This is a genomic window from Streptomyces hundungensis (assembly GCF_003627815.1).
Classification (GTDB): domain Bacteria; phylum Actinomycetota; class Actinomycetes; order Streptomycetales; family Streptomycetaceae; genus Streptomyces; species Streptomyces hundungensis_A.
In genome coordinates, this window is the sequence record NZ_CP032698.1 from 7,253,989 (window position 1) to 7,269,711 (window position 15,723).

Sequence of the window (15,723 nt, forward strand, 5' to 3'; positions counted from 1 at the left end):
TGGGGCCCAGAACCCGCCATTGCTCACCCACCGGGTCTGGCGTCCCGGCCGCGCTCGCGCTTCACTCCTGGTCCATGAGACGACGAAGGATCATGTCCATGCTCGGCGGCCTGACCCTGGCCGCCGGTCTGGTGCTCGGCGCGGGCCCGGCCGCGGCCGCCGACACCCCGCCCGCCGAGTTCGGCACCGACTGGCACGACCCGCTGACCGCGGCGCCCCCGGTGACGACCCCGCACACCACGTCCTGTCGGGTCACCCTCGCCGAGGCCCAGTTCCGCGACTTCACGCCCTACAAGGGGAGTTACACCCCGCCCAAGGGCTGCGGCGACCGGTGGAGCAAGGTGGTGCTCCGCCTCGACGGCACGGTCAAGGGGCGCCAGTACGACCGGCTCGGCTATCTCCACGTGGGCGGGACCGAGGTGCTGCGCACCTCCACGCCGGAGCCCTCCGTGGACGGCATCGCCTGGAACGTAGAGAAGGACGTCACGCGCTACAGCGCCACCTTCCGCTCCGCCCAGCCCGTCGAGATGCTCATCGGCAACACCGTGAACGACACCTACACCGGGGTCATCGACGTCAAGGTCACCCTCACCTTCTACGCCGCCGAAGGGCGCACCCAGCCCGCCGTGACCCCCGATACGGTGCTTCCCCTCGACACCCCGCGGGTGACCACGCCCCGCAACGCCGAGCGCGTCGTCGCCGAGGTGTACGCGACCGGATCGGGCGGCGGCTGCGAGGAGTTCTGGTATCTGGCGGTCCCCGACCCCGCCCCGTACTCCTGCAAGGCGCCCGCCGGCCCCAACCGGGAGGTGCAGGTCAGGGTCGACGGCCAACTCGCGGGCATCGCCGCGCCGTTCCCCACCGTATGGACGGGAGGCTGGTCCAACCCCTTCCTCTGGTACGTCCTGCCCGCACCCCGCGCCTTCGACGTGAAGCCCGTCGAGTACGACCTGACGCCGTACGCGGCCCTGCTCAACGACGGCCGCCCGCACCAGGTCGAGGTGTCCGTGGCCGGGGTTCCCGCCGGGCAGGACGGCTGGTCCACGCCCACCAACCTCCTCATCTGGCAGGACAAGGCGAGCAAGGTCGTCACCGGCGCGCTGAGCCGCCACGAGGAGTCGGCGCCGGTCAACTCGACCAGCTACAAACCGAGTTCGGCCGAGCTGCGGCTCGACGCCACCAGCGAGCACCGGCTCACCACGGCCGGATACCTCGACACCTCGCACGGCCGCGTCACCACGACGGTGGACCGCTCGGTGACGTCCGACTCGACGCACCGCTGGACCGAGGGCGAGAACGTCGATGCCCTGAAGGGGAGTTGGCGCGACGACCAGAGCGTCACGACATCCGGCCGGGGCCCCGCGCTGACCGTCCGCGACCACCGTACGTACACGATGGACGGCACGACCACCATCGGCGCGGACAGCCGGCTGCGCACCGCCATCACCCTCGGGGACCGCGCGGACTCCGTGACCCTGCGCGGCGCGCGCCCCACCGCCTTCTCCCACCTCGACGACACCTATCGCGGTGACGCCTCCTGGACCATGAACGTGCCGCGCGAGCAGCGGCACGCCACCGGCACCTCCGCCGAGCGCTACCGCTTGTACGGCTCGGACGGCTGCTACGACCGGAGCCTGAAGACGGCACAGGGCGCCCTGACCCAGGACGTCCGGCGCTGCTGAACCACCGTCCGGCCCCGGCCCCGGCCCCCGCGCGGGGGCCGGGGCCGGACGCGGTCTCAGGCCTCGGCGGGCTTTTCGGAGTCCATCCCCGGACGGGATTTGCGCCACTCGCCCCGGGTGAAGTCGGGGATCTGCTGCGGCAGGCCCCGCTCCTTGATCGAGAGATGGCTGAGCGGGACCGGCGAGGTCCAGGTCGCCGCGTCGTAGACGTCGAAGTCGGGCACCAGGCCCAGCCGCATGCACTGCATCAGCCGGAACACCAGCATGTAGTCCATCCCGCCGTGCGCGCCGGGCGGGTTGGCGTGCTCCTTCCACAACCAGTGGTCCCACTCGGCGTACTTCGAGAAGTCGCCCCACGTGTCGTCGCGGTGGTCTGCCTCCAGATAGATCCGTTCGGGATAGTCCTCGAAGAGGCCCTTGGTCCCGCCCAGGCTGTTGATCCGGCTGTAGGGGTGGGGCGTCGACACGTCGTGCTCCAGGCGGATCACCCGGCCCTTCGCGGTCGTCACCAGGCTGATCGTGCGATCGCTCCCGATGTACGTCTCCTTCCAGCTCGGGTCGCCCTCGGGCATGTGGGCGGCCCGGTACTGCGCCAGGCCGAGCGAGGGCGAGCCTACGCTGACGATGCTCACCGCCCGGTCACCCCGGTTGAGGTCCATGTAGTTGGCGACGGGACCGAAGCCGTGGTTGGGGTAGAGGTCGCCGCGCAACCGGGTGTGCCAGAGCCTGCGCCAGGGGCCTTCGTAGGCGGCGGGGTCGAACATCATCGAGCGCAGGTCGTGGTTGTACGCGCCCGCCCCGTGCAGCAGATCCCCGAACTTGCCGGCATGCGCCATGCGCAGGACCCGCAGTTCGTTGCGCCCGTAGCAGCAGTTCTCCAACTGCATGCAGTGCCTGCGGGTCCGTTCGGAGAGGTCCACCAGCTCCCACAGCTGGTCGAGCCCGAGTGCGAGGGGACACTCCACCCCGACGTGAACTCCGTTCAGGAGGGCCGACTTGGCGATCTCGAAGTGGGAGTCCCAGCCCGTCGCCACATGCGCGAAGTCGATGTCGCCGCGCTTGAGGAGCTCCTCGTAGTCGTGCTCGCCGTGGACGTAGACGGCGGGCGCCGGCTGCCCGGCGGCGGTGACCTTGGCGGCGGCGCGCTCGGCCTTCGCCTTCACCGGATCGCACAGGGCCACCACCGTGACGCCCGGCACGGCCAGATACAGATCGATCATCGCGCCACCGCGGTTGCCGAGGCCGATCATCGCGACGCGCACGGTCGAACGCCGCTGGAACGGCACCCCGATCATGGTGCTGCCCTGCCGCCGCGGCCCGTCCTCCACCGGCTCCTGCGCCGCCTCGGCGGGGTGGCCGAACGCCCCGAGACCGAGCCCGGCACCGGCCGCGCCGGCGGTCCGCAGCACGGAGCGCCGGCTGACGTCGTGGTGTTCGGGACGTGCGTCGTTCATCGAGCCTCCTGGTGAGCTACAGGAATTCCATGGCCTGACGTCTGCGCGACTTTCGCCGAACCCGGGTTGCGACCGTGAAGGTGGGGCGAGGGTCGCGCCAGAGCGCCGCCGGTCTCTTGATACCGGCCGAGGAACGCCCGACGACGCTTCATCGGGAGGACGGCCGCTCGTGTCGGCCGCCGTGCGTCAGCAGCGGCTCTCCGGGGATCCGTCCAACAGGGCCGTCAACAGGCCGCCGAGCGCGTCGCGCTGATCGGTCGTCAGGGGAGCCAGGATCTCCTCCGCGGCGCCCCGGCGTGCGCCGCGCAGTGCGCGCAAGGTGGCGCGGCCCGTGTCGGTGAGCTCGATCCGGATCACGCGGCGATTGGTCGGATCGGGCACCCGGCGCACGTCCCCGCTCTCCTCCAGGGCGTCGACCAGGCTGGTCACGGCGCGCGGCACGACTTCCAGGCGCGCGGCCAGATCGGCCATGCGAGGGGGCTCGGGCCAGTGGGCGACCGTGCGCAGCAGCCGGGACTGGGCGGGTGTGATGCCCACCGGCTCCAGGTGCTGCTTCTGGATCCGGTGCAGTCGGCGGGTCAGCCGCAGCAACTGCTCGGCGAGCAGGCCGTCGGCGTCGGGGGCCCGGGAAATGGGAGGCTGCATACGGGAACAATAACAGGACTCCATTCATTGTGAGTATAGGTAACAATGAGCTATGCTCTCGAAGTCGCCACCGCTCCCGCCCCGGCCGGGCGGGCGCCCTCACTCCTGTCGAAGGAGCCCATGCGCCCCGAACCATCCACCTGGACGCCCCCGCCCCGCGGCACCGAGCCGCAGGAGCCGGCGCAGATCCGCCGCATCCTCGGCCTCTTCCGCCCCTACCGCGGCCGGCTCGCCGTGGTCGGCCTGCTCGTCGCCGCCTCCTCGCTCGTCTCGGTCGCCTCGCCGTTCCTGCTGCGCGAGATCCTCGACGTGGCCATTCCGCACAACCGCACGGGCCTGCTGAGCCTGCTGGCCCTCGGCATGATCGCCACGGCGGTCGTCAACGGCGTCTTCGGCGTCCTCCAGACACTCATCAGCACCACCGTCGGCCAGCGCGTCATGCACGACCTGCGCACCGCCGTCTACGCCCAGCTCCAGCGGATGCCGCTGGCCTTCTTCACCCGGACCCGCACCGGTGAGGTGCAGTCCCGCATCGCCAACGACATCGGCGGCATGCAGGCGACCGTCACCTCCACCGCGACCTCGCTGGTCTCCAACCTGACGGCGGTCGTCGCCTCCGTCGTCGCGATGCTCGCGCTCGACTGGCGCCTGACCTGCGTCTCGCTGCTTCTGCTGCCGGTCTTCGTATGGATCAGCCGCAGGGTCGGCCGCGAACGCAAGAAGATCACCACCCAGCGCCAGAAGCAGATGGCCGCCATGGCCGCCGAAGTCACCGAATCGCTGTCCGTCAGCGGCATCCTGCTCGGCCGCACCATGGGCCGGGCCGACTCGCTGACCCGGAGCTTCGCCGCCGAGTCCGAGCGCCTCGTCGACCTCGAAGTCCGCTCCAACATGGCCGGCCGCTGGCGGATGTCCACCATCGGCATCGTCATGGCCGCCATGCCCGCCGTCATCTACTGGGCGGCCGGGATAGCCCTCCAGACCGGTGGCCCCGCCGTCTCGATCGGCACCCTGGTCGCCTTCGTCACGCTCCAGCAGGGCCTGTTCCGCCCGGCAGTGAGCCTGCTGTCCACGGGCGTTCAGATGCAGACCTCGCTCGCCCTGTTCCAGCGGATCTTCGAATACCTCGACCTGCCGGTGGACATCACCGAGCCCGACGAGCCGGTCCGCCTGCCGGTGGCGCGCGGCGCGGTCCGCTTCGAAAGCGTCGACTTCCGCTATGACGACAAGCAGGAGCGCCCCACCCTCTCCGGCATCGACCTGACGGTGCCCGCCGGGGGAAGCCTGGCCGTCGTCGGCCCCACCGGCTCCGGAAAGTCCACGCTCAGCTATCTGGTGCCGCGTCTGTACGACGTGACCGGTGGCCGCGTCACCCTCGACGGCGTCGATGTCCGCGAGCTCGACTTCGACAGCCTGGCCCGGGCGATCGGCGTGGTCTCCCAGGAGACCTACCTCTTCCACGCCTCGGTCGCCGAGAACCTGCGCTTCGCCAAGCCGGACGCCACAGACGAGGAGTTGGAGGCGGCCGCCCGTGCCGCCCAGATCCACGACCACATCGCCTCGCTGCCCGACGGCTACGACACCCTGGTCGGCGAGCGCGGCTATCGCTTCTCCGGCGGTGAGAAGCAGCGTCTGGCCATCGCCCGGACGATCCTGCGCGACCCGGCGGTCCTCATCCTCGACGAGGCCACCAGTGCCCTGGACACCCGTACCGAACACGCGGTGCAGCAGGCCATCGACGCGCTCTCCGAGGGACGCACCACCATCACCATCGCCCACCGCCTGTCCACCGTGCGCGACGCGGACCAGATCGTCGTGCTCGACGGCGGTCTGATCGCCGAGCGCGGCACCCACGAGGAGCTGCTGGAGCGGGACGGGCGGTACGCCGCCCTGGTCCGCAGGGACGCGGAGCTCGCCCCCGCGCGCGGTTGAGCCTTCCGGCGCTCGCCGCCCCGGCGCATGGCTGCCAGAACCCGTCATATGTCTGATTCATCCCATATATGCGGGTAGCGTGCCGCCATGAGCGAGACCGCGTACCGCCGAAGCCCCCGGCTCACCCGCCGTGGCCGACTGCTCCTGCTGCTGTTCGCGCTGCTCCTGTCGGCGGGTGTGGTGCTGGTGCTGGTCCTGCGCGAGACCGGCGCTCCGGTCAGAACCCTGCTCATCCCCGAGGGGTGGCGCGCCACGCAGGTGTACGCGGCCGTCGACAAGCGCCTGGACCTGCCGCCCGGCACGACCCGCCGAGCCGCTGCGACGGCGGACCTGAAGCTGCCGGCCGAGGCCAAGGGCAACCCGGAGGGCTATCTGTTCCCGGCGACGTATCCGATCACGGACGACACGACCCCGGGCGGCCTGCTCGCGTACATGGTCGAGACGGCCACCAAGCGCTTCGGGCAGGACCACATCGCCGATGGCGCCCGGCGTGCGGGTCTGACGGTCTATCAGCTGGTGACCATGGCCGGGATCGTGCAGGCGGAGGCCGACACCCCGGCCGACATGGGCAAGGTGGCGCGCGTCATCCGCAATCGGCTGGCCCACGGCATGCCGCTCCAGATGGACTCGACCCTGAACTACGCCCTGAACCGCTCGACGCTCGCCACCACCACGGGCGACACCAGGATCGACAGCCCGTACAACACCTATGAACGCAAGGGCCTGCCGCCCACCCCCATCGGCAACCCCGGCCAGGAGGCCGTCGACGCCGCCATCAACCCGCCTCCCGGCACCTGGCTGTACTTCGTGACGGTGGCCCCCGGCGACACGCGCTTCACGGACAACTATGCCCAACACCGGTTGAACGTCAGCGAGTTCAACGAGAACCGCAGGAGCCACAAGGAGACGGACGGGGCAGGCTGAACGCGCCGCATCCCTCTCGGCCCCCGCTGAACCCGCCTCCGCTCACACCCCGACGGGTTCGCGGTCGAGCAGGCGCCGGATCTCCCGTACCGCCGCGCGCCCGGCCCGGTTCGCGCCGATCGTCGAGGCGGACGGGCCGTAGCCCACCAGGTGGACCCGCTCGTCCCTGGCCGCCCTCGTCCCTTCGAGACGGATGCCGCCGCCCGGCTCGCGCAGCCGCAGCGGGGCGAGATGGTCGATGGCGGGGCGGAAGCCGGTGGCCCACAGGATCACATCGGCCTCGACGCTCCGCCCGTCGTCCCACACCACCCGGTGCTCGGTGATCCGGTCGAACATCGGCAGCCGGTCCAGGACGCCACGGGCCCGCGCCGCCCGGACGGCGTCGTTCAGCGGCAGCCCCGTCACCGAGACCACACTGGCCGGCGGCAGCCCGAGCCGCACCCGCTCCTCGACCAGGGCGACGGCTTCGCGCCCGGCCTCCTCGTCGAAGGGGCCCTCGCGGAAGACCGGCGGCCGACGCGTCACCCAGGTCGTCTCCGCGGCCACCTCGGCGATCTCCATCAGATGCTGGGTGCCCGAGGCCCCGCCGCCCACCACGACCACCCGCTGTCCGCGGAAGGCATCGGGGCCCGGGTAGTTCGCGGTGTGCAACTGCCGCCCCCGGAACGTCTCTTGACCCGGATAGCGCGGCCAGAACGGCCGGTCCCACGTCCCGGTGGCGTTGATCAGCGCACGGGAGGCATAGTCGCCCTCCGAGGTCTCGACGAGCAGCCGCCCCGCCTCGCCCTCCCGTACGGCGCTCACCTCGACCGGCCGGTGCACCCGCAGGTCGAAGGCGTCCTCGTACCCGGCGAAGTACGCGCCGATGACCTCGGAGGAGGGACGGTCGACGGCCGCCCCCGTCAGCTCCATGCCCGGCAGCGCGTGCATCCCGTGCACCTTGCCGTAGGTGAGCGAGGGCCAGCGGAACTGCCAGGCGCCGCCCGGCCGCGGCGCGTGATCGAGCACCACGAAGTCCCGGCCGGGCTCCAGACCGGCTTTGTGCAGGTGGTACGCGCCGGACAGGCCTGCCTGCCCGGCGCCTATGACCACCACGTCCATGTCGCGCACCCCGGAATCGTTCACGGTTCTACTAACCTCCGGGGGCGCGCGGATCTTCCCGGGAGCCGTTCAGCGGCCGCCGCCCACCAGGAGCGGGGCCCCGCCCGGCGCGGAAGCCGGACGCCCGTTGGCGGCGGGCACCCCGAGCAGCGGGGAGGCCGGAGCCGTCGCCAGCAGCCCGCGTGCCGCCAGCTCGGGCGTCACGCCTTCGCCGAACCAGTACGCCTCCTCCAGATGCGGATAGCCGGAGAGCACGAAGTGCTCGATGCCGAGCGCGTGGTACTCCTCGATCCGGTCGGCCACCTCCCCATGGCTGCCGACCAGTGCCGTGCCCGCCCCGCCCCGCACCAGACCCACCCCGGCCCACAGGTTGGGCGCGATCTCCAGCGCGTCCCGCGAGCCGCCGTGGAGGGCGAGCATCCGCTGCTGGCCCACCGACTCGCTTCTGCCGAGCGCCTGTTGGGCCGCGGCGATCGTCTCGGCGTCGAGATCGTCGAGCAGCCGGTCGGCCGTCGCCCACGCCGCACGCGAGGAGTCCCGGGAGATGGTGTGCAGCCGGACGCCGAACCGCACCGTGCGCCCGCGCTCCTCCGCGAGCCCCCGGATCCAGTCGATCTTCTCCTTCACCAGGGCGGGCGGCTCTCCCCAGGTCAGATATACGTCGGCGTGATCGGCGGCCACCGGTCCGGCCGCCGCCGAGGAACCCCCGAAGAAGATCTGCGGCAACGGGTCCGGCGGCAGCGCGGTCAGACCGCCCTCCACCTGGTAGTGCTCGCCCTCGAAGTCGTACGGCCGGCCTCCCCAGACGCCGCGTACGACCGAGAGGAACTCCGAGGTACGGGCATAGCGCCGGTCGTGGTCGAGGTGGTCGCCGAAGCGGCGCTGCTCGGTGGAGTCGCCACCCGTCACCACGTTGAGCAGCAGCCGTCCGCGCGTGATGCGCTGATAGGTGGCCGCCATCTGCGCGGCGAGGACGGGCGAGATCACCCCGGGCCGGAAGGCGACGAGGAACTTCAGCCGCTCGGTGTGCTGGGCGAGCGCGACCGTCGTGAGCCACGCGTCCTCGCACCACGTGCCCGTCGGCGTCAGCACCGCCTCAAACCCCAACTGCTCGGCCGCTTTGGCTATTTGGGTCAGATAGGCGATGTCGGGTGCGCGCACCCCGGTCACCGGGGAGATCCCCGAGCGCTTGATGCCGCCATCGGTGTAGGCGTGCCGGTCGACCAGGGTCCGGCCATCACCGCCGGTGGGCAGGAACCAGTGCAGATGAACGGTCATCAGGAGGAGGCCTTTCCGTACGAGCGGGGCGTGGTGGTGGAGGCGGGCAGCGTGCCGTTGAAGCGGGTGTCGACGTAGTCCTTGAAGGAGAAGCGGTGCGGGATCAGCCGGAGATCGGCGAAGGTGTCGGCGATCCGCTGTTCGGAGGAGACCGCCGCGTCGTCAACGGCCACCGGGACCCGGGTGCCGTTGCTGCGCTTCACCGAGTCGAGCGCCACCGCGTAGGGCAGCCCCGTTTCCTTCGACCAGACCTTGGCCCAGGCCTCGGGGTGCTTGAACACCCACTCCTGGGCGCGGTTGAGGCGCTGGAGGTAGTCCCCGATGGCCCGCGCCTTCGCCGGGTCCTTCAGCGCGGCGGGCGAGGCGACCTGGAACCCGAGGCCGTTGACGGTCCCCTCGCCGGTCGCCAGTACCCGCCCCTTCCCCGAGCCGAGGACCTGCGCGGTGTACGGATCCCACACCGCCCAGGCGTCGACCTTGCCGCGGTTGAAGGCGGCCAGCGCGTCGGCGGGCTGGAGGAGCTTGAGCTGGACGTCCCCGATGCCGAGCCCGGCCTTCTTCAGCGTGGCGAGGAGCTGGTAGTGGGCGGAGCTTCCCTGCGCGACGGCGATCGACTTGCCCCGCAGGTCCGCGGGTTGCTTCAGCGGGGAGTCCGGGGCGACGAGGATCGCCTCTCCGGCGGACGAGCCATGACTGGCCGCCACGACCTTGATCTTGGAGCCCGCGCCGGCGGCGAACACCGGCGGGGTGTTGCCGACCGCGCCGATGTCGACGGCCCCGGCGTTGACCGCTTCCAGCAGCGGTGGCCCCGAGGTGAACGTGGACCACTTGATCCCGTAATCGAGGTGGTCGAGCTCGCCGGCCGCCTTCAGCAACGACTCGGAACCGCCTTTCTGGTCACCGGCGTTGAGCGTGAGGGCGTCGGCGCCCGAACCGGCGACGGACTTGGAGTCGGCCGCCGGACTGCCGCCGCAGGCTGCGAGCAGGAGAGCGAGCGGCAGGAACAGGGCGGGCAGGATGTGGCGTCGCATGGGCGGAGGCTCTTTCTCGTGGTTCGGCGGTCCGCCATCGGCGGTTCGCGGGAGGGGGTTGTGGCGCGTCGTGGGTCAGCGGGAGGCGATGGAGGGTTGGTGTACGCCCAGTTCGGCGAGGAGTTCGGCGCGCAGCGCGGCGAATCCGGGGGCGCCGACCGTGCGGGGCCGGTCGAGGGCGACGGGGGTGTCATGGGCGATGGCGCCGTCCCGCATGACCAGGACCCGGTCGGCGAGCAGCAGCGCTTCGTCCACGTCGTGCGTCACCAGCAGCACCGCGCAGCCGCGCCGCTGCCACAGCTCGGCGACGAGCTGCTGGGCCTTGATCCGGGTCAACGCGTCGAGCGCGCCGAACGGTTCGTCGAGCAGCAGCAGGTCGGGCTCGCGCACCAGCGCCCTGGCGAGCGAGGCACGCTGGGCCTCGCCGCCGGACAGCGTCCTGGGCCACGCCCCGGACCGGTGACTGAGCCCCACCTCCTCCAACGCGCTTTCCGCGACGGCCCGTTGGGGCTTGCCGGGAAGGCCGAGCAGGACGTTGCGCCACACCCGCTTCCAGGGCATGAGCCGGGGCGACTGGAAGGCGACGGCCCGTCGCTCGGGGACGAGCACGGTGCCCTCGATCTCGCGGTCGAGGCCGGCGAGCACGCGCAGCAGCGTCGACTTGCCGCAGCCGCTGCGCCCGAGCAGCGCGGTGAACTCGCCCGCCCGCAGGGTGAGATGGAGCCCGTCGATGACCGGGCGCCCGTCGAAGGCGCGGGTCAGATTTTCGACCCTTACGGCATCGGCGGAGGTCGCGGGGGTCACTGGCCGGTGAAGGTCGGTCGCCATTGGAGCAGCAGCCTTTCGAGGGTGCGGACGACGGCGTCGGCCAAAAGGCCGAGGAAGGCGTAGACGACGAGGCAGACGACGATCACGTCCGTGCGGAAGAACTCGCGGGCCTGGTTCATGAGGAAGCCGATGCCGGCGTCCGCGTTGATGGACTCGCCGAACACCAGGGCCAGCCAGGCGGTGGCGAGGGAGTAGCGCAGCCCGGTCATCGCGCCGGGCAGCGCGCCCGGCAGCACCACATGGCGCACGAGGCCCCAGCGGCCGAGCCCCAACGCCTGCCCCGCTTCCACGAGTTGGGCGTCGACACCCCGGATTCCGGCGTACACGTTCAGATAGAGGTGGAAGGCCACGCCGAGCGCGATGAGCGCCACCTTGGGGGCCTCGCCGATGCCGAGCCAGATGATGAACAGGGGGATCAGACCGACCCAGGGCACGGTGCGCAGCATCTGTACGGTGGCGTCGATCAGATCCTCGCCCAGCCGTGAGAGCCCGGAGGCGAGGGCCAGGACGATCCCGGCCGCGCCGCCGATGAGCAGGCCCACGGCCACCCGCTGGAGCGAGATGCCCATCGCCGACGGCAGCGTCCCGTCCCCGATGAGATCGGCCCCGGCGCGGGCGACCGTTCCGGGTGAGGCCAGGGTGTCGGGGCTCAACACCCCACTGGCGCTGAGGACTTGCCACAGGACGAGCAGGGTCACGGGGCCGACGGTGCGGCGCAGCCAGCGCGGCACCGAGCGCAGCCGGCTGCCGCGGGAGGCGAGGGGGACGACCTTTTCCAGGGCGGGGCCGGCGGGCGGGGTCGGGGCCGGGGCATGGGGAGGGGCGGATGTGTCCGGTGGGGCATGGTCGACGGTCATGACGACTCCATGGGTCAGGGGCAGCGCGAAGCGCTGGGGGTGGGGCGGGCCCGGGGCGTGCTCGACCGTCGCCCCGGGTCGGTGCGCGCTCTCCGGACGAGGGGGGCGCGAGGCGTGACGGGGCGTGTGTCGGCGGGTGGTGGCGGCGCAGGGGACGGCCGGGCAGGGAACTGCCAGGCGTGGGGCGCCCCGGAAAGCCCTGAGCAGGCCTCTGGCGAAGCCTTTGAGCAGGCCGCTGGGAAAGCCTTGGGGGAGGCCTCAGGAAAACCTTCGGGACGCTCGCGCGACGCCGCGAAGGACGCGAGGCGTCAGACGCGACGAAGGCGGGATCGGTGACCGCGGTCGGCCGAATCGGCTGAGGGGAAGGGGTTCAGCCGTCGAACGGTTCGGGTCGTCAGCAGCCGCGGCGACAGGCGGCGGACGCCACCCGCAGCAGGTCGATGTGACCGCGCGTGGTGAGCATGGCTGAACGTGACATGGCGTGAACGTAGCGACCCGTTCCGGACCGCGTCAACGATGTCTCGCCCGTCGGACAGGCGATCTTGCCCCTTGGTCGCGTCCACCGGTGCGGCTGCCGGGCGTACCCCGACCGCGCGCGGGAAGATGGGAAGCATGTCCGACGCCTTCACCACCCACGTCCTGAACATCACCACCGGCTCCAGCGAGACGGTCACCGATCTGACCGGGGACTGCGAGGAGTTCCTGCGGCGGCACGCGGCCGGCCGCGACGGCCTGCTCAACGTCTTCGTGCCGCACGCCACCGCCGGCGTCGCCGTCATGGAGACCGGCGCCGGCAGCGACGACGACCTGCTCGCCGCCCTGCACACCCTCCTGCCCGCCGACGACCGCTGGCAGCACCGCCACGGCAGCCCCGGCCACGGCCGCGACCACGTACTGCCGGCCCTGGTGCCGCCGCACGCCACGCTGCCCGTCGTCGGGGGACGGCTCGCGCTTGGGACCTGGCAGTCGGTGTGTCTGGTGGACACGAACAAGGACAATCCGAACCGCCAGGTACGGCTGAGTTTTCTCGGCTGAGTACGGTGAAAGGAACTTTTCCCGTAGGGGAGTTGGGGGTGTGGCATCATAGCCGCGTCGTTCTCCCGGAGTGGGGAAGCCGAATCCGGGGAACCAGTCGAATCGGCATTGCAACGGCCTGCTTCTCCAGCGTGGAAGGCGTGGAAGGCTAAGGATGAAGGTGTCTGGCTCTGCGTTACCGTCGCCGGAGGACCGTCGGCTCAGGCGCCGTCTCAAAAAGGTCCGTCACACGTGTGAGGCGCTGCTCGCGGAGTGGGGCATGGAGCACGGCTGCGGCATCGATGAACTGCACCGCTACCTCAGCGCGCAGAACCGGCGGCCGATCCATCTGATTCCGATGCCGTTCCCGGAGCGCCATCTCTTCGGGCTGTGGCTGAAACTCGACGATTTCGACATCATCGCCTACGAGAAGGCCGCCTCCGCGTCACACAAAGAACACATCATCGCCCATGAGCTCTCCCATATCGCCTTCGCACACCGGGGCTCCGTGGAATTCGATCACACTGATACGAGTCAGTTGTTCACGAATGCCGAACCGGCGGCGGTGCGGAGCATGTTGATGCGTTCTCGCTACAGCGACGACGAGGAACAAGAAGCCGAGACGATGGCCTCGCTGATCCTGGCCCGCGCCACCAAGCGCTGGCTGGAACCCGCCTGGGGGGTTCCCGAGGAGGCCGCGGAGATCGTCGCCCGCATCGAGAACGGTGTCGGCCACCCGGACCCGTCATGAACACGGTCAACGGAATCCTCACCTGGGTCTGCGCGCTCGGCGGAATCGCCGCCTTCGGCTACCGGCTGCCGGACCTGCTGCGCAGACGACAGGACGTCGCCCTGTGGGCGCTGTGCGTCTACTTCCTCTGTTCCGGCATCAGCTTCCTCGTCGACCTGGACGCGCTGCGGGTGCACATCTCCGCCCTGTTCGGCCTGCCCAACATCACCTCGCTGATCGTCCAGGTCGCCGTCGTCGTGCTCACCGCGGCCCAGCAGGTCGTCCTCGTGTACTGGTCGTCGCCGCCCGAGGAGGCCCGCCGCCGGGCGCGCCGCCGGGTGCTGTTCTTCGGCGCCGCCCTGTGCGTCCTGGTGGTGGCCTCCCTCGCCGTCAGCCCGGTCGCCAGCGCCAAAACGGCCACCTCCACCATCCTGCTCAGCATCCAGGACGGCCGATACGCCCTGTACATGTCGTTCTACCTCGTCATCTGCGGAGTGGGGCAGTTCGAGACGGTCCGGCTCTCGCTGCGCTTCACCAAGATGGCCAACCGGCAGTGGCTCAAGGTCGGCATGCGCACGGTGACCGTCGGCGCGAGCCTGATCCTGGTCTACTGCGTCACCCGCAGCATCCAGATCGCCGGCACCCGGCTGCACTACGACGCCTCGGCCCTCGACCCCATCCAGTGGTCGTGCGGCACCATCGGAGCCCTGCTCCAGATCACCGGCTGGACCATCCCGTCCTGGGGCATCCACCTCACCCGCGCCGCCGGCTGGCTGCGCAGCTACCGCTCCTATCTACGGCTGCGGCCCCTGTGGTGGGCGCTGTACGAGGCCTCGCCGGACATCGCGCTCGACCCGCCCCGCTCCTGGGCGCGCGACCTCGTCCCGCCGCGCGACCCCCACTACAGCCTCTACCGGCGGGTCATCGAGATACGCGACGGCCAGTTGATGCTCCGCACCTCGCTCTCGCTCGCCGACTTCTCCCGCGTGGCCCGCTCGCTCGGCCTGCCCGAGGACCCGACCTCGCCCCTCGGCGAGGCCCTCCAGGTGCGGGCCGTCCTCAACCGACCGGCCGAGGAGCGGGACGAACTGGCCGACACCGCCGACATCCCGGCGAGGCCGCCGTACGACGACTTCCGCGACGAGGTGGAGTGGCTGACCCAGGTGGCGTCCTCGTTCACCGCGCTCACCCAGGGCCGTGCGATGCGCGCGCCCGACAGAATCCCGTCATGACGCAGCCTCCCCACTCCGGCGCCGCGCCGTTCGACAAGGCCGCCCGCGAGACGCTGACCGCCGTGGCCCGCACGGCAGTTGGAGACCTGGTGGCGCTGGACGTGGCACAGGGGGCGAGGGCGGCCCTGCCCGCCGTGCGCCAACTGGTGCGGAGCATCCCCGCGCTGGGGGCCGAACCGGCCGCCCTGGGCGACGCGGACAGCGACCTGCTCGCGGCGCTGGCCGAACTGTGCGAAGTGATCGGCTGGATCCTCTTCGACGCGGGACTGGACCAAGCCGCTCATCGCATGAACAGCCGGGCCCTGGACCTCGCCGGCCTCTGCGGCGACCGCGCCGTCGCCCGTCTGGTACTGCTCAACGACAGCATGCTGCACGCCCGCGCCGAACGGCCCCTGGCCGCCCTGGAGTCCGCCGCCCGGGTGGCCGGACCGCGCCCCCTGCCGACCCTGGTCGCCACCCTCGTCCTCGTCCGCCGGGCCCATGCCCTCGCCATGCTGGGCGCCTCCCGCACCGCCGAGCGCCTCATCTCCCGCGCCCGGAGCCGGTTCCTCGACGGGCCCTCGCCCCACGATCCGCCCTGGGCCTGGTGGATCGACCAGGCCGAACTCACCGGCCACCACGGCTGGGTGCTGGCCAGGCTCGGCGCCCGGGACCGGGCGATCCCCCTGCTGCACGAGGCCGCCACCGCCCCCGGCCCCTCCTACCGCGACCTGTTCACCGCGGAGTTGCTCGCAGCGCTGACCGGCGCCCGGGCCTGGCGCGAGGCCGAGGACCTCATCACGGAACTCGCCCCGCGCGCCGCCCGCATCGGCTCCGCGCGCACCACCCAGACCCTCACCAGGACCGCCACCCGGCTGCGCGGATGTGCGAAGGCGCCCGCGAACCTGCGGGACGCGGCGGTCCACCTGCTGGAGTCCGTGCCCCCGCACCCCGGTGGCGAAGGCCGTCCCTCCCGTTAGGGCCCGCCCAGGACCGGCAGGGCACCACCCCCATCAGAACCCGACAGACAGGGATC

General features: G+C 71.4%; 15 protein-coding genes. 7 read left to right on the forward strand and 8 right to left on the reverse strand.

Annotation, left to right across the window (positions count from 1 at the left end; genetic code table 11):
• Positions 1-74: 74 nt before the first annotated feature.
• Positions 75-1,682, forward strand: a complete 1,608-nt coding sequence (locus DWB77_RS32245; protein WP_342778010.1) for a peptide-N4-asparagine amidase — start codon at positions 75-77, stop codon at positions 1,680-1,682.
• Between the two features lie 56 nt (positions 1,683-1,738).
• Here DWB77_RS32245 and DWB77_RS32250 read toward each other — a convergent pair whose 3' ends face one another.
• Together DWB77_RS32250 and DWB77_RS32255 are read right to left on the reverse strand one after the other, a co-directional pair.
• Positions 1,739-3,136, reverse strand: a complete 1,398-nt coding sequence (locus DWB77_RS32250; protein ID WP_120725607.1) for a Gfo/Idh/MocA family protein — start codon at positions 3,134-3,136, stop codon at positions 1,739-1,741.
• A 186-nt stretch (positions 3,137-3,322) separates the two neighbouring features.
• Positions 3,323-3,781: a MarR family winged helix-turn-helix transcriptional regulator gene (locus DWB77_RS32255; RefSeq protein WP_120725609.1), complete on the reverse strand. Its 459-nt coding sequence runs from the start codon at positions 3,779-3,781 to the stop codon at positions 3,323-3,325.
• A gap of 120 nt (positions 3,782-3,901) precedes the next feature.
• Between DWB77_RS32255 and DWB77_RS32260 the strand changes: the two genes are divergently transcribed.
• Positions 3,902-5,713, forward strand: coding sequence for an ABC transporter ATP-binding protein (locus DWB77_RS32260; RefSeq protein WP_120725611.1), 1,812 nt, complete (start codon positions 3,902-3,904; stop codon positions 5,711-5,713).
• Between the two features lie 87 nt (positions 5,714-5,800).
• Positions 5,801-6,637: an endolytic transglycosylase MltG gene (gene mltG, locus DWB77_RS32265; RefSeq protein ID WP_120725613.1), complete on the forward strand. Its 837-nt coding sequence runs from the start codon at positions 5,801-5,803 to the stop codon at positions 6,635-6,637.
• 42 nt (positions 6,638-6,679) lie between these two features.
• Here mltG and DWB77_RS32270 read toward each other — a convergent pair whose 3' ends face one another.
• From DWB77_RS32270 to DWB77_RS39665, 6 genes are all read right to left on the reverse strand, one after another.
• Positions 6,680-7,762: an NAD(P)-binding domain-containing protein gene (locus tag DWB77_RS32270; RefSeq protein WP_120725615.1), complete on the reverse strand. Its 1,083-nt coding sequence runs from the start codon at positions 7,760-7,762 to the stop codon at positions 6,680-6,682.
• 45 nt (positions 7,763-7,807) lie between these two features.
• Positions 7,808-9,016, reverse strand: a complete 1,209-nt coding sequence (locus DWB77_RS32275) for an LLM class flavin-dependent oxidoreductase (protein WP_120725617.1) — start codon at positions 9,014-9,016, stop codon at positions 7,808-7,810.
• Positions 9,016-10,047: an ABC transporter substrate-binding protein gene (locus DWB77_RS32280; protein ID WP_120725619.1), complete on the reverse strand. Its 1,032-nt coding sequence runs from the start codon at positions 10,045-10,047 to the stop codon at positions 9,016-9,018. Before DWB77_RS32280 ends, DWB77_RS32275 begins: the two co-directional genes overlap by 1 nt.
• Before the next feature lie 75 nt (positions 10,048-10,122).
• Positions 10,123-10,875: an ABC transporter ATP-binding protein gene (locus DWB77_RS32285; protein ID WP_120725621.1), complete on the reverse strand. Its 753-nt coding sequence runs from the start codon at positions 10,873-10,875 to the stop codon at positions 10,123-10,125.
• On the reverse strand, positions 10,848-11,732 hold the full coding sequence (locus DWB77_RS32290; protein WP_120725623.1) for an ABC transporter permease: 885 nt from the start codon (positions 11,730-11,732) through the stop codon (positions 10,848-10,850). The genes DWB77_RS32285 and DWB77_RS32290 overlap by 28 nt, the downstream gene beginning before the upstream one ends.
• A gap of 394 nt (positions 11,733-12,126) precedes the next feature.
• Complete coding sequence (locus tag DWB77_RS39665; protein ID WP_359832398.1) at positions 12,127-12,210, reverse strand: putative leader peptide; 84 nt, start codon at positions 12,208-12,210, stop codon at positions 12,127-12,129.
• Between the two features lie 134 nt (positions 12,211-12,344).
• On the opposite strand from DWB77_RS39665, the gene DWB77_RS32295 reads away from it, so the two are divergent.
• From DWB77_RS32295 to DWB77_RS38035, 4 genes are all read left to right on the forward strand, one after another.
• Positions 12,345-12,767 (forward strand): YjbQ family protein, encoded by a 423-nt coding sequence (locus DWB77_RS32295; RefSeq protein WP_120725625.1) that lies wholly within the window; start codon positions 12,345-12,347, stop codon positions 12,765-12,767.
• A 259-nt stretch (positions 12,768-13,026) separates the two neighbouring features.
• The gene (locus tag DWB77_RS32300; RefSeq protein ID WP_120725627.1) at positions 13,027-13,497 is read left to right on the forward strand and encodes an ImmA/IrrE family metallo-endopeptidase; all 471 of its coding nucleotides are present in this window, start codon (positions 13,027-13,029) and stop codon (positions 13,495-13,497) included.
• Complete coding sequence (locus DWB77_RS32305) at positions 13,494-14,708, forward strand: MAB_1171c family putative transporter (RefSeq protein WP_120725628.1); 1,215 nt, start codon at positions 13,494-13,496, stop codon at positions 14,706-14,708. The genes DWB77_RS32300 and DWB77_RS32305 overlap by 4 nt, the downstream gene beginning before the upstream one ends.
• Positions 14,705-15,667 (forward strand): DNA-binding protein, encoded by a 963-nt coding sequence (locus tag DWB77_RS38035; RefSeq protein WP_162952286.1) that lies wholly within the window; start codon positions 14,705-14,707, stop codon positions 15,665-15,667. Before DWB77_RS32305 ends, DWB77_RS38035 begins: the two co-directional genes overlap by 4 nt.
• Positions 15,668-15,723: the final 56 nt, after the last annotated feature.